Here is a 14,529-nt window from a genome sequence, read left to right as displayed (position 1 = left end):
TCTTTCACGAACTTATCTTTTCCATCCTCACAAGCATAAACTTCTGCAATAGCACGCAGCTCAGAGTTCGATCCAAAAATCAAGTCTACCCGAGTACCTGTCCATTTCACCTGGCCTGTCTTACGGTCACGGCCTTCAAACACTTTCTGATCATCTGAAGCGGCTTTCCATGTTGTGCCGAAGTCAAGTAAATTCACAAAGAAATCATTTGTCAATGCACCGGGACGTTCCGTGAACACCCCATGTTGGGACTGATCAAAATTGGCGTTCATCACACGCATTCCTCCTACAAGAGCGGTCATTTCAGGTGCTGTAAGCTTAAGCAATTGTGCTTTGTCTATTAACATTTCCTCTGCCGAAGGGTTGTGATGTCCCTGCTGATAATTGCGGAAACCATCTGCTTTAGGTTCAAGCGCCGCAAAGGATGCAACATCTGTTTGTTGTTGTGATGCGTCTGCTCTTCCGGGCTTGAATGGCACATTCAAGTCAAATCCTGCAATTTTAGCTGCCTGCTCCACGCCGGTGCAACCTCCCAAAACAATTAAATCAGCGATTGAAACTTGTTTCCCTTCTGAATGAGCATTATTGAAATCCTGCTGAATCCCTTCAAGCTTTTGAAGCACAGCATTCAGTTGTTGCGGATTATTAACCTCCCAATTAATTTGAGGTTGTAAACGCACACGCCCGCCATTGGTACCGCCACGTTTATCAGAATCACGGTATGTCGACGCCGAAGCCCAAGCCGCTGACACTAATTGAGAAATCGTAAGCCCGGACGATAGAATCTTTGCTTTAAGACCCGAAATATCCTGACTATCTATCAGCTCATGATTAACCGTTGGTATCGGGTCTTGCCATAGCAATTCCTGCGCAGGTACTTCCGGTCCCAGGTAGCGTTCCTTAGGTCCCATATCGCGATGCGTTAACTTGAACCACGCTTTCCCGAAAGCTTCAGCAAATTGTTCAGGATGCTCATGAAAGCGCTTAGAAATCGGACCATAATTAGGATCCAGCATTAAAGCAAGATCAGTAGTCAGCATAAACGGTGCGTGTTTTTTAGACCGATCATGTGCATCTGGCACTGTTCCCTCACCTCCGCCATTCTTTGGCTTCCATTGGCTTGCACCTGCAGGACTTTTGGTTAATTCCCATTCAAAGCCAAACAGGTTATCAAAAAAGTTATTGCTCCACTTAGTAGGGGTTGTAGTCCAGGCACCCTCCAGACCACTGGTAATAGTATCTCCTGCATTCCCAGAACCAAAACTATTTCTCCAGCCCAGTCCCTGCTCCTCTATCCCAGCACCAGCTGGTTCCTTGTCAATGTATTTACTTGGATCTGCCGCTCCGTGAGTCTTTCCAAACGTATGTCCACCTGCAATCAAAGCCACAGTTTCTTCATCGTTCATCGCCATACGGCCAAAAGTCTCCCGAATATCACGTGCTGAAGCAATAGGATCAGGATTACCAAGAGGTCCTTCTGGGTTTACGTAAATCAAACCCATCTGAACCGCCGCAAGAGGATTTTCTAACTGGCGATCACCAATGTGACGCTTATCGCCGAGCCACTCATCTTCCGCTCCCCAATACGTATCTACTTCTGGCTCCCAGATATCCTCACGTCCACCACCGAAACCAAAAGTCTCAAAGCCCATCGACTCTAAGGCACAATTTCCGGCGAGGATCATTAAATCAGCCCATGAAATCTTTCTGCCATATTTCTGCTTGATTGGCCACAATAACAATCGTGCTTTGTCCAGGTTGGCGTTATCCGGCCAACTGTTGAGAGGAGCAAAACGTTGTGAACCAGATCCGCTACCACCACGACCATCACTTATACGATAAGTTCCCGCGCTGTGCCATGCCATTCTTATGAAAAATGGACCGTAATGACCATAATCCGCTGGCCACCAGTCCTGTGAATCAGTCATTAAATCAAACAAATCTTTCTTTACGGCGCTAAGATCGAGGCTCTTGAATTCCTCAGCATAATTGAAATGTTTTTCCATCGGATTGGAAAGTGAGGAATGCTGACGAAGGATATTCAAGTTTAACTGATTAGGCCACCAGTCGCGGTTGGTCATCCCACCGCCTGCACTTTTCTTTAATGCACCGCTTGAAAATGGGCATTTTGCCGCACCTTCGGTGTTCATGTCACCAACTTTCGTGTCGTTATCTGTATGAGAATGATCTACCATAGTTTATTATATTATAAGTCTAAGCTCAAAAATACAATAAACTTGCGTGGATGTTTTATTCGAAAAATTGATGATGATATAGATAAAATCTATATCATTTTCCAAACGTTTCGTAACGAGCCCGTATGAAATTGAAGATGCCATAACAAATTAAGCCCAATCCTATCAGCGCGAGGAGATAGGAACCATAACTGCTGTCGTTAAGCATACTAAAAGCCTTTGAGGTATCACCTGCTTCGGATGCATCACTACTGAGCGCAGCTTGCAAAAATATATAAGAAAGAAGTACCCAAACAACTCCGCGGGATATATATCCAATTTTTCCTGCACTCAATAATATAGGTTTTGACTTAGCCGGGACAGCTTTATTAACATGGCTCCGGAACTTTTCAGAAAAACCATACCAAATTTGATAAACGCCCACGACGAGAAGCACTACCGCAACTATACCTACCAGCCATTGGCCCATGGGCTTGGAAAGTAGCTCCTGAGTCATTTCCTGGTTAGCGCCTCCCGAATCTTTGTCATGAAACAATAACATCTTTGCCGCCTGAAAAGCCAATGATCCGTATACTAAACCGCTAAATAAGTATCGTGCGCGAATGGCGGCGCCTTTTGCATCCTTACCTTTATGCTCACTGTCGTTGAAAGCTTGAATGAACCGCCATATTACATAACAAACAAGCCCTACTGTTACCCCCCACAGTAGAAAGGTACCAGCCGGTTGATCATATATAAAGTCGAAAACCCCTGCCTTAGTTGTATCTTTTGCCGACTTTGAATTGATACCAAATGATGCCATGAAGGCCAGTACACCTATTAAGACATACACAATCCCTTTTGCCGTAAGGCCAATGCGGGCAAATTTCTCAATATCAGGTATCAGCGCTTTTGCAGTCATGAATTTTCCGTTTTTAGTCTGGTATTACAATTTGATTAAACCCATATATCAGCTATTTGTGTTGGTAATAAAAATATTAAATCAAAAACCTGATCATTGAATTAGCTCGAAGGTGCAATAGATACCCCATTAACTCAACTAATCAATTAATTATATCTTTGCTTTAGGTAATAATGCCATTTCTGACTAGAGAAGGCAGAATATTAAAAAACATGGACAACAGGGCAATATCAATACGGCCTTTCATTGGTGCAGAAAATTTTGAAACATCGAGAAATTTCTACAAGGAGCTTGGCTTTCAAGAAACTATCTTGTTCCCCAATATGTCCCTGTTCCGTTTTGGGGACCTGGGCTTTTATTTGCAGGATTACTAGGTAAAAGGTTGGATCGATAATACCATGATTTTTATGGAGGTTCAGAATGCTGATGAATTCTTCGAAGACCTTCTAGCACTAAATCTGGACTCAAAGTACGAAGGGGTAAAACTTAGCTTGGTTCTGCAACAGGACTGGGGCAGAGAATGTTACCTGCATGACCCGTCTGGTGTACTTTGGCATTTTGGAGAATTCAATAAAACGCAAGACAGCAATTAAAACAACAACAACACGGAAATGTGCTAATGGTCATAAATATCTCAAAAGCTCTGACTTTGACAGACAAATTCTTTATTCCATTTAGTCCGCCGGTTGACCCATTCTCCCTGCCAAATAAATTCATTCTGCAAAATACACCCCATCCATTGGCTTTACTTGCAGCAAAGGATTTACAGCATTATCTACAGGTTCAAGAAGATTGGGAGCATAACTTTGGTTTAAATTCAGATCATACGGGCAAGGTTGTCGGTAAGATGTTTGGCGTCCTTGTAGTAAAAACACTTGATAATCAAATCGGATACATCTCCGCATTTTCCGGAAAATTGGCCAATAGCAATCAGCATATAAAATTTGTGCCGCCGATATTCGACGGCCTCTCTAACCAAAGTTTTGTAAATGATGGCATGAGAGAACTTAGCGAGCTAAACGTTGAGATCAAAGATTTAGAAAACTCTGTTTCAACATGTGCTGAGAAGCAGATCAGACTTTTAAAATCTAAGCGTAGAAACCACTCGATCGGTCTTCAAAAGAAAATCTTCGATCAATATTTTTTCCTGAATCAGGCAGGAATTCAAAAAAGTCTTAACCAGCTTTTCGAGAACGCGTCATATAAGAACCCGCCGAGTGGTGCAGGAGAATGCGCCGGTCCAAAGCTTCTCCAGTATGCTTTTCAAAATCAAATGACGCCAATAGCGCTTACTGAATTCTGGTGGGGATTGTCACCTAAATCTGCGCAATGGAAACATGGTCATTACTACGAATGTTGCAAAGAAAAATGTAAGCCTATCCTTGCCCATATGCTTGAAGGGCTAGTTTCATAGTTGATACTTAGCCATTACAGTAAGCATTTAGCAATTTGACTCCCTTGGCTAGCTTTCAACGGAATTTAATATTTCCTCTTAATTCACCACCAGGTACAGTTGAGCTATGAATATTCGAATACCATTTATCAGCCATAAGCTGTGCAACCTGTACATCAGTTAAGGGTGCTGTTGTACCAGAAACTGTTCCCGTGTTTGCAGTAGGAAATCCCGTTATACCAATGGCTACCCCGGAGCTTTTTAAATCTGAACCATTCTCAGCTCCATGAAAATGCATATTGGTAGTCGTTGCGGCGGCTGAACCAAGAGTCCAGGTAATGTCGTAATTGAGTGTTTTAAGTAAGGGATCAAAAACGAGTTTGGCCGTTCCTGTTCCAGTGCTGGTTATAGGTGGCGTTTCCTGCGCCCCGCTTAAGGTAACAGTAACCCTTCTCATATTATCTACTTCTTCATCTTTATCTTTTTTACATCCTGAAAAAGTAAACAGCAGTATTGCACATATAGCAAATACTGATGCCAATTGGTTATTAAATCTAGCTTTCATAAATAGAATTTAAGATGTGTTTTTAAGGGAATACGCTTTGAATTGCGAAAGGGTTGCTTGGTGATTATTCCCAACAGATCATCTTTATATTTAAGAGCCAATTAAACCTCTCACAAACAAATTCCAGAACAGTCACCTGCGAAATAATTCAAAAAGTAGAAACTTTTCATTTTCTTTATATTCTGCTTTACCAAAATAAAACTATGACTGAGCCAGACCAACCAAATGATCCTTTGTATAAATTCGAGCATTTTTTCGAACTATCACCGGATCTACTGTGTATAGCTGGTTTCGACGGATATTTTAGAAGAATAAATCCCGCTGTTTCCAAACTTCTGGGTTATTCTAACGAGGAACTTTTATCACAGCCGATCAGCAATTTTGTGTATCATGATGATAAAATAATCACAAAAGCATCAAGAGAGCTCGTACTCAATAATATCCCACTGTTGAATTTTGAAAACCGCTATCAAACGAAGGAAGGGAAAATTGTTTGGCTATCCTGGACTTCAATGCCTGCTTTTGATGACCAACTAGTTTATGCCATAGCAAAAAATGTTACGGCTAGAAAAAGACAAGAGGAAGAACGAAACCAGCATCTCGCTAATCTAGCAACTATAAATGATGAACTTAAGCATCTGAGTTATACCACTTCTCATGACTTGCGATCTCCTGTTAACAACCTGATTTCAATGTTCCATCTTCTTGATGTAAATAAGATAAGTGATCATGAAATTAGGGAATACATTGAGATCATAAAATCGACCACTGAAAGCATAAGTGAAATGTTGAACAATTCAGTTGATCTCTTAATCAAAAAAGACAGGCTACCTGTTAATGTTGAAAATGTTAAGATTTCCGAAAGCTTAGACTCAGTACTGAATTCAATAAATTCTTTGCTGGAAGTTTCCAAAGTTAAATTAACCACAAGCTTTTCGGCATTTGACGAAATAACTTTTAACCGGGCTTACCTGGATAGTATATTTCTGAATCTGATAACAAACTCCGTTAAGTATGCCCAGCCCGGAATAAGTCCGGTTATCTCTATTGTCACTGCTGAAACATCTGGGATTAAACAACTTATTTTAACAGATAATGGAATGGGCTTCGATATGCCAAAAGTAAAAGATAGGATATTTGGACTGAACCAAAAATTTCATCACCACAGTGACAGTAAAGGAATCGGTCTGTACCTTGTTTATCACCATGTCACCAATTTGAACGGGAAAATTGACATTGAAAGCCAGATTAACGAAGGCACTCAATTTATTATCTCGTTCAAAGAATAAACAACTAAGTACTGTCCCTTGGGTAGATTTCCTACATCTATACGCAACTGCTTCAGCGTGTAAAAATTTGTGGGCATCATGAATCATTCATTCCCTTAATCTATTCTTCATCTTATTTTATTGTCATGTTTTCAGCTTAGTGATTGATTCCAGAAATTATCTTCGAACTTTGTTTACCGGGCCAAACTATTTAGTTTGGCTTTTTACATAGGAATTGAAACAAACAATGGAACTGGGTTTATACACATTTGCAGATATATCATCAAACAAAGGCTCAATAGCTAAAAGTACAAATCAACGGATTACCGATCTCCTGGAAGAGATTGAACTTGCTGACCAAATTGGTCTTGATGTTTTTGGCATCGGGGAACATCACAGGCCGGATTACGCGGTATCAGCGCCCGCGATTATTCTGGCAGCCGCTGCAGTTAGAACGAAGAAAATAAAGCTTTGCAGTGCTGTGACAGTACTAAGTTCTGATGACCCAGTCCGCGTGTTCCAGGATTTCGCCACAGTAGATCAACTATCGGGCGGAAGAGCGGAGATCATGGCCGGAAGAGGTTCGTTTATTGAGTCATTTCCGCTTTTTGGACATGCTCTTTCGGATTACGACGATCTTTTTACCGAAAAGCTGGAGCTACTTTTGAAATTAAATGAAAGTGAAGTAGTTTCCTGGAGAGGGAAACACCGCCCTTCATTTGACAAACTTGGTATTTATCCAAGGCCGTTTCAGGATAAACTTCCGATCTGGCTTGCTGCTGGCGGTACTCCCGCCTCTGCAGTTCGAGCTGCGAACCTGGGTTTACCACTCGCACTGGCAATTATTGGAGGTATGCCGGAACAGTTCGTTCCATTTTTCAACCTTTACCGCGAGTCGGCCCAAAAAGCAGGGTTGGATATGTCCAGCTTACAAATCGGCATTAATTCGCATGTTTACATTGCCCATGACTCAGACAAGGCTGGTGATGAGTTGTATCCTTCTTACGCGAAGATGATGAACCGCATTGGCCAGGAAAGGGGCTGGTCGCCATTAAGCAGGCAGCAATTTGAATATTCCCGTACACCCAAAGGCGCATTGATGGTTGGAAGTCCGCAGGAAGTCATCGATAAAATCTTGTATGAACACGAACTGTTTGGAAATACCAGGTTTCTAGCACAAATGAGTATGGGTGAGATGCCACATCAAAAGATCATGAAGTCAATTGAACTCTATGGGGATATTGTCGCACCGGCCGTCCGAAAGGCAATCACAAAATAAGGTACTGAATTCAAATTTTTGCCATGTATTAATCGTGCTAAAAACATAATAAATGGCCATTTTCTGTTAATTTTAAATCCTTAATTACGACACGAGTATCATTTTTGAATGAAAGAGATAAAAGCCATTATCAGAGCATACGATGCAATCGAACCGGGCACTCATGCGGCCCTTGCAACGGTTGTACGGGTTGAAGGTTCTTCATATCGACGTACTGGTGCAAGGATGCTTGTTCTTGATGACGGCACGTGGATCGGAGGTATTAGTGGAGGATGCCTGGAAGGAGATGCTTTGAAACGTGCACGTCTGGCTATCAATAATTCGCGGGCAACCTTAATCACTTATGATACAACAGAAGATGATCCGCATCAGATAGGCGTTGGCTTAGGGTGTAATGGCATTATTGATGTACTTTTTACCCCGCTTGATCTAAAAAACAAGCATAACCCGGTTGAGATACTTAAATCCTGCGTCAAGGCAAGTCGTGATATCCATATATTGTTAACTATTACACATGTGGAGGGAGATGCAGGAGACCTTCGTGCCGGGAAGGTGATTAACTATACCGGGCCGGAGAGTCTAACAGATTTCAACTCTGAAGTGATCCAAAAACAGATTTTAGAGAAAGTCACGTTTCAAATATCTGAGAGCAAGTCCGCACCTGCCCAGTTCACGAAACCCGACTGCCATATTGAAATCTTTGTCGAAATACTTCCGCCTGAGATCAACGTAATATTAATGGGCCATCAGTACGACGTTTATGCAATGAGCCGATTACTAAAAGAACTCGATTGGCGGGTGAGCATTTGCGGTGACATTCTGAAAATAAATCCTCAGACAAGTTCATTTACCGATGAGATAGTGAGTAATTCAGATTTCGATAAGCTCACAATTGATGAGCATACGGCTATAGTGCTGATGTCGCACGACTATAAGACTGATAAGCGAAATTTATCCAGGGCGCTCCTCACTACGGCTCCTTTTATCGGTATGCTGGGACCAAAAGTCCGTTCAGAAAAGATTTGGAAAGAACTCGCCGATGAAGGAACTCAAATCAGCGGGATTGATATGGAGCGCATTTACGCTCCGGTTGGATTAGATATAGGGGCTGTAAACCCTGAAGAGATTGCTTTATCGCTGGCAGCGGGTGTAAAGGCAGCATTTGCTAAACGCGATGGGAGTTTTCTGAAATACAGAGAAACTCCTATCCATCAAAGAAAGTAAGGGCATGGAAAATAATGAACCACATTTCAAGATAGAAAGCTACTCAATTATCATCCTGGCAGCAGGAGATTCTTCACGATTGGGAAGCCCGAAACAACTTTTGCCCTTTAGCGGAAAGGCTCTTCTCCAAAGGGCAATCGACAATGCAAAGAAATGCGAACCTGATCAGGTAATCGTGGTACTGGGCTCGCGTAAGCAATTGATCGAAAATGAAATTAATCAGGATGGAGCGATTATAGTTGAAAATCAGGATTGGAAGAGCGGTATAGCTTCATCTATTAGAACTGGTATAAATGAGTTGAAAAATATTTCTGTGAATACTGATGCTGCAATTCTGATGGCTTGCGATCAACCCTTCGCGGATGAGAATATTCTACAAGCACTCATTCAGGAACACACCAGGTCAGGAAATGCTATTGTTGGTAGCAGCTATGATAACACAAAAGGAATCCCGGCTCTTTTTCACAAGAATCTTTTCTCAGATCTTTTAGCGCTGGAAGGTGACTCGGGCGCAAAAAAATTATTTGAGAAATACAAGGGACTGGCTTCTTTCGTTTCTTTTCAGAAAGGTGGTATCGATATCGATACATCGGAAGACTATAAGAATTTGACTAAATAACTTAACTTTATTGTATGCTTATTGATTCTTTCGACAGAGTTCATAATTACCTGCGTATCTCCCTCACGGATAATTGCAATCTTCGCTGCTTCTACTGCATGCCGGAGGAAGATTATGAATTTACCCCGGCGGCAAGATTGATGCAGCCTGATGAGATAGAATCAATTGCCAGAATTTTTGTTCAAAACGGAGTCGATAAGATACGTCTTACCGGCGGTGAACCCTTAGTACGGAAAGATGCAGCCCAAATCATTGAACGGCTATCCAAACTTCCGGTAGATCTTTCCTTAACAACAAATGCCACCCGACTTCATGATTTTGTTGATGTGCTGGAAAACGCCAAAGTCAAGTCATTAAATATCAGTCTGGATACCCTTGATCCTGACAAATTCAACATCATCACCCGCAGGGACGGATTTCAAAAAGTAATGGATAATATCCACCTCATGCTAAGCCGGAATTTCAAGGTAAAGATAAATGTGGTGGTGATGAAAGGCCTAAATGATAATGAGATTATCAATTTCGTTGCCTGGACAAAAGATCTGCCCGTGCAGGTCCGCTTCATAGAATTCATGCCTTTCGATGGAAATCGCTGGACCAGTAACCAGGTGTTTGCGTGGAAGGATATCCTCAATAAGATTGAAGAGAGTTATACACCACTTCGACTTCATGACGGGATCCACGATACAGATAAGAAATACAGGATTGAAGGTCATAAAGGAAGCTTCTCAGTAATAAGCACCATGAGTGCCCCGTTCTGCGCCGGCTGTAACCGTATGCGCTTAACCGCGGATGGAAAGATGAAAAATTGCCTCTTTTCGACCAAAGAAACAGATCTTCTTACAGCCCTGAGAAACAAGGAAGATTTATTACCACTCATTCAGGAAAGTATTTACTCAAAAGCTAAAGAGCTGGGAGGTCAGTTTACTAAGGATTTCGAAAAGATCCATGCCGAAGACCTGCATAACCGGAGTATGATAAGTATTGGTGGATAAATATTATGCCAGCAGAATTGATTTCAGTTTCAGAGGCACGGGAGCTAATATCTAAGCATATAAAACTCCTCGATCCAATAAATGTTCCGCTCTTAGATGCATGCGGACTCGTTCTCTCTCAAGATGTGTATGCCAAAACCGATGTCCCCCCTTTTAATCAATCCTCCATGGATGGCTATGCATTCAACTATGACAGTTGGGAAATGTCCGGCCAATTAAAGATCTCAGGAGAAGTAGCAGCCGGATCATCAGCAAATAAAAGCATTGAGCCTCAGAACGCAATCCGAATTTTTACTGGCGCACCTGTTCCGGATGGAGCAGATACGGTAGTGATGCAGGAGAAAGTAAAAGTTGATAGAGAAAGATTGCTGATTGAAGATAACAACTTAACCAAGGGTATGAACTTCAGAGCTAAAGGCAGTGAAATTAAATCTGGAGCACTGGCATTGGAAAAGGGGACTTTACTGAGTCCCGCTGCAATTGGCTATCTGGCGGGTGTGGGTATCCATGAAGTAAAAGCATATCCAAAGGCCTCCGTTACTGTTATTTTGACCGGTGACGAACTGCAAAAACCAGGAGCGACACTTAATTACGGACAAGTTTATGAATCAAACTCTTTTGCTTTAAATGCTGCGCTCAAACAAATGGGCGTGACGAACATCGACTTCTCCTCATCTCAAGATACTTTAGAGGCGCTTATCCATGTTATCGCGCAAGCGCTAAACAAAAGTGACATAATTTTGCTCACAGGCGGAGTAAGTGTGGGAGATTATGATTTTGTAGTCCGTGCTGCAACAGCCAATGGTGTAGAACAAGTTTTTCATAAAATCCGCCAGAAGCCTGGTAAACCACTATATTTTGGTAAAAAAGGGAAGCTGGTAATTTTCGGATTGCCAGGCAATCCAGCCTCGGTATTGAATTGCTTTTATGAATATGTGCTGCCGGCATTAGCTCAGATGAGCGGAGGTAAAACGGCTCTAACAAGTCTTAATGTTAAATTAAAGACTGCTTTAAAGAAGCCTGCAGGACTTACACAATTTTTAAAAGGACATTACGATGGGGAATCAGTCAGTGATCTTAAAGCACAGGAATCATTCCGCCTTAGTTCGTTCGCAAAGGCGAACTGCCTTATTAAACTGGAAGAAGGAAAGACTGAATATTCCGGGAATGAAATAGTAGAGATTCATCTTCTGCCAGAATACTATGGATAACATTTATCTGTTTTATTGCCTCTTATTTATCGTTGCCATGTTATACTCTTCAGTAGGGCATGGAGGTGCAAGCGGCTATCTGGCTTTAATGGCAGTGTACGCTTTTAGTCCGGAGTTTATGAAACCAACCGCACTGATTCTTAACCTGTTCGTATCTCTGACTTCCTTTATCCAGTTCTATCGGGGAGAGCATTTTAAATGGAAAATATTTCTGCCCCTTGCACTGGCCTCAATTCCCTTAGCTTTTATTGGAGGACTGATTACCATGGAAGCATCGATTTACAAAAAGATCCTGGGTACACTTCTGTTTATACCCGTCATACGGTTTCTGTTATTTGCCAATATCCCGGATGAAGAATTAAAAAAATCCAATCTTATTGTTTCGATTCTTATTGGATCTCTTATCGGCTTTTTATCAGGCCTGATTGGTATAGGCGGAGGAATCATCTTATCGCCCATTATTCTGTTGTTAAGATGGACAAACCAAAAACAGACAGCAGCAATTAGTGCTTTATTTATATTTGTAAATTCCTTGTCGGGATTAGCAGGCCAGATCACCAAGGGCATCACGTTCAGTCCGGACATGCTATCTTATGTCGCCATTGCTTTCGCAGGAGGTTTATGCGGCGCTTACCTCGGCGCATTAAAGTTCAATCAAAATATATTGAAAAATACTCTGGCCCTTGTTCTGATGATGGCGGGCTGGAAGCTTATCTTTACATAAATGCAGGTCAAGGTTTTAATATTTGGGCAATTAACTGATATCACAGGAGTATCGGAAGTTAATTTGAATGATGTATCAGACAGGGATGAGCTTTTAGAAATACTAAACATGCAGTTCCCGGGACTTGAAGATTCGAAGTTTGCTATTGCGATAGATAAAAAAGTGGTTGTTCAAAACACTTCGCTCGCTGATGGGTGTATCGTGGCACTTCTCCCACCATTTTCAGGAGGATAATCATGGCTTACACTCAGGGCAATCCACGATATCAACGCCAGACCACTCTCAAAGGATTTGGCGAATCCGGGCAGCAAAAACTCATTTACTCTAAGGTATTGGTGATCGGTGCTGGTGGTTTAGGCTGCCCGGCCTTGTTATATCTGGCGGGCGCAGGTATTGGGACACTGGGCATAGTTGATCATGATAAAGTATCATTAAGCAATTTGCATCGCCAGGTATTGTATTCAACTGATGACATCGGCCTATCTAAAGCACATCGGGCTGCTGATGTTTTAACGGGCCTGAATCCCGAGATAGACATTATCGCTTTTGATGAAACACTGGATCCCACAAACGCCATTCATATCATTTCCCAATTTGACATTGTTTTAGATGGCACTGACAACTTCGCCACCAGATATATGATAAATGATGCATGTGTACTTGCGAATAAACCACTCGTATACGGCGCAATTTCCAGATTTGAAGGCCAGATAGCCGCATTCAACTGTGATGCGAAAGATGGAAGTACCAGAACCAATTATCGCGACCTCTTTCCAAATCCTCCCGCAGAAGCCGAAATTATGAACTGTGCAGAAGCTGGCGTAATCGGTGTTCTTCCCGGCATCATAGGTACAATGATGGCAAATGAAGCGATCAAATTAATCAGCGGAATTGGCACCCCTCTGGTCAATCGGCTAATGACCTTTAATACCCTGACCAATCAAACTTACGAACTTGAAATTGTTCCGCTGAACAACTCAAACCAGCTAATCCCTGAAAGTATTGTTGCTTTCGAACAGACTAATTACGAGTACTTGTGTTCAGGGCAAACAGGAAGTCAAATAGACCTGCCTTTATTTGAGCAAATGTTACTTGATCCCACCATATTGTTTATTGATGTAAGGGAGGTGAATGAGGTACCAGAAGTGGATGAGTTCGATCATCTAAAGCTTCCTCTAAGTGGCTTAAGAAATTCGTTAACACAAATAAATGCTGACACCGTGGTGCTTTTTTGCCAGTCTGGGAAAAGAAGCTTGAGCGCATCGCGGATTGTTACAGAGAATTACGGAAATTTAAAAAAAGTATATAGTTTAAAGGATGGAATTGTGGCCTGGAAGAATTTAAGGAAAGTGTAACATGTCGGACAGAAAACCAAAAAATATATTTACAGCGGGTCCAATAACCGCTGCCTTCATCGCGGATAGCATACAAAAGCACAGCACGCAAACTGCCATTGGCGGACACAGTATATTTCTGGGTCAGGTACGCGCAGATGAAACAGAACAAGGGATTGTATCAGCAATAGAATATACAGCTTTTGAAGACATGGCTGTTGAGAAGATGCACCTGATCAGGGAAGATATATTTGCGAAATATCCTCTAACTTGTATGCATGTGCACCATAGCCTGGGTACTGTAGCTGCCGGTGAAATTTGTCTTTTTGTATTCACATCTTCAGCACATCGTAAAGCGGCTATTGACGCTTGCAGTGAAACTGTCGAACGCTTAAAGGCTGAACTTCCAGTATGGGGAAAAGAGATCATCTCTGGTGATAAACACCAATGGAAAGTGAACAAATAAATCAATATTATGCAATCAGACGCTAAAACTGTTGATGAATATTTGTAATCTCTTCCCAACGACAGGAAGAATGCCATGACCCGATTAAGGAAAGTCATTCTTGACAACCTTCCACCGGGTTTTACCGAACAAATGAGTTATGGGATGGTTGGGTATGTTGTGCCCCATTCCACTTATCCTGCCGGATACCACTGCGATCCAAAGCTTCCTCTTCCCTTTGTCAATATTGCATCCCAAAAGAATTTTATCGCTCTTTATCATATGGGAATCTATGCCGATCCGGCAATCCTGGATTGGTTTACAAGCGAATATCCTAAACATTCCAGTGCAAAACTCGACATGGGAAAGAGTTGTA

General features: G+C 42.0%; 16 protein-coding genes. 13 read left to right on the top strand and 3 right to left on the bottom strand.

The features are described 5' to 3' along the window. Positions 1–2,150: catalase/peroxidase HPI (gene katG, locus WBJ10_RS05455; RefSeq protein ID WP_424288518.1), on the bottom strand; the 2,150-nt coding region annotated here is incomplete at its 3' end. Between the two features lie 139 nt (positions 2,151–2,289). Beyond that, positions 2,290–3,096, bottom strand: coding sequence for a DUF1206 domain-containing protein (locus tag WBJ10_RS05450; protein WP_424288517.1), 807 nt, complete (start codon positions 3,094–3,096; stop codon positions 2,290–2,292). Positions 3,097–3,503: 407 nt separating this feature from the next. On the opposite strand from WBJ10_RS05450, the gene WBJ10_RS05445 reads away from it, so the two are divergent. Both WBJ10_RS05445 and WBJ10_RS05440 read left to right on the top strand, forming a co-directional pair. Continuing rightward, positions 3,504–3,689 carry a hypothetical protein gene (locus WBJ10_RS05445; RefSeq protein ID WP_424288516.1) on the top strand — a complete coding sequence of 62 codons (186 nt, stop codon included), beginning with the start codon at positions 3,504–3,506 and terminating at the stop codon, positions 3,687–3,689. Positions 3,690–3,745: 56 nt separating this feature from the next. Then, a complete protein-coding gene (locus WBJ10_RS05440) occupies positions 3,746–4,510 on the top strand; it encodes a hypothetical protein (protein ID WP_424288515.1) in 765 nt (254 codons plus the stop codon). Between the two features lie 55 nt (positions 4,511–4,565). Here the strand turns inward: WBJ10_RS05440 and WBJ10_RS05435 are convergent, their stop codons facing one another. Continuing rightward, positions 4,566–5,054: a CHRD domain-containing protein gene (locus tag WBJ10_RS05435; protein ID WP_424288514.1), complete on the bottom strand. Its 489-nt coding sequence runs from the start codon at positions 5,052–5,054 to the stop codon at positions 4,566–4,568. Between the two features lie 203 nt (positions 5,055–5,257). Here WBJ10_RS05435 and WBJ10_RS05430 point away from each other — a divergent pair, with 203 nt between their 5' ends. The 11 genes from WBJ10_RS05430 to WBJ10_RS05380 form a co-directional block, all read left to right on the top strand. Continuing rightward, positions 5,258–6,343: a PAS domain-containing sensor histidine kinase gene (locus tag WBJ10_RS05430; RefSeq protein ID WP_424288513.1), complete on the top strand. Its 1,086-nt coding sequence runs from the start codon at positions 5,258–5,260 to the stop codon at positions 6,341–6,343. 226 nt (positions 6,344–6,569) lie between these two features. Then, positions 6,570–7,601 carry an LLM class flavin-dependent oxidoreductase gene (locus WBJ10_RS05425; protein ID WP_424288512.1) on the top strand — a complete coding sequence of 344 codons (1,032 nt, stop codon included), beginning with the start codon at positions 6,570–6,572 and terminating at the stop codon, positions 7,599–7,601. Positions 7,602–7,709: 108 nt separating this feature from the next. After that, positions 7,710–8,825 (top strand): XdhC family protein, encoded by a 1,116-nt coding sequence (locus WBJ10_RS05420; RefSeq protein ID WP_424288511.1) that lies wholly within the window; start codon positions 7,710–7,712, stop codon positions 8,823–8,825. 4 nt (positions 8,826–8,829) lie between these two features. Then, a complete protein-coding gene (locus WBJ10_RS05415; protein WP_424288510.1) occupies positions 8,830–9,444 on the top strand; it encodes a nucleotidyltransferase family protein in 615 nt (204 codons plus the stop codon). A gap of 14 nt (positions 9,445–9,458) precedes the next feature. Next, entirely contained in the window at positions 9,459–10,439 is a 981-nt protein-coding gene (gene moaA / locus WBJ10_RS05410; protein WP_424288509.1) for a GTP 3',8-cyclase MoaA, read from the top strand. A gap of 5 nt (positions 10,440–10,444) precedes the next feature. Then, positions 10,445–11,650 (top strand): gephyrin-like molybdotransferase Glp, encoded by a 1,206-nt coding sequence (glp, locus tag WBJ10_RS05405; protein ID WP_424288508.1) that lies wholly within the window; start codon positions 10,445–10,447, stop codon positions 11,648–11,650. Continuing rightward, positions 11,643–12,374, top strand: coding sequence for a sulfite exporter TauE/SafE family protein (locus tag WBJ10_RS05400; protein WP_424288507.1), 732 nt, complete (start codon positions 11,643–11,645; stop codon positions 12,372–12,374). The genes glp and WBJ10_RS05400 overlap by 8 nt, the downstream gene beginning before the upstream one ends. Then, positions 12,375–12,608 carry a MoaD/ThiS family protein gene (locus WBJ10_RS05395; RefSeq protein ID WP_424288506.1) on the top strand — a complete coding sequence of 78 codons (234 nt, stop codon included), beginning with the start codon at positions 12,375–12,377 and terminating at the stop codon, positions 12,606–12,608. A 2-nt stretch (positions 12,609–12,610) separates the two neighbouring features. Continuing rightward, the gene (gene moeB, locus WBJ10_RS05390) at positions 12,611–13,729 is read left to right on the top strand and encodes a molybdopterin-synthase adenylyltransferase MoeB (RefSeq protein WP_424288505.1); all 1,119 of its coding nucleotides are present in this window, start codon (positions 12,611–12,613) and stop codon (positions 13,727–13,729) included. Position 13,730: 1 nt separating this feature from the next. Beyond that, positions 13,731–14,174, top strand: coding sequence for a molybdenum cofactor biosynthesis protein MoaE (locus tag WBJ10_RS05385; RefSeq protein WP_424288504.1), 444 nt, complete (start codon positions 13,731–13,733; stop codon positions 14,172–14,174). 75 nt (positions 14,175–14,249) lie between these two features. Beyond that, a partial coding sequence (locus WBJ10_RS05380; protein ID WP_424288503.1) for a DUF1801 domain-containing protein occupies positions 14,250–14,529 on the top strand: 280 nt, incomplete at its 3' end.

It is taken from the genome of Daejeonella sp. (genome assembly GCF_049655485.1).
Taxonomy (GTDB): Bacteria; Bacteroidota; Bacteroidia; order Sphingobacteriales; family Sphingobacteriaceae; genus Daejeonella.
Note: the sequence above shows the minus strand (reverse complement) of the source record. Positions and strands in the feature narration are given on the sequence as shown.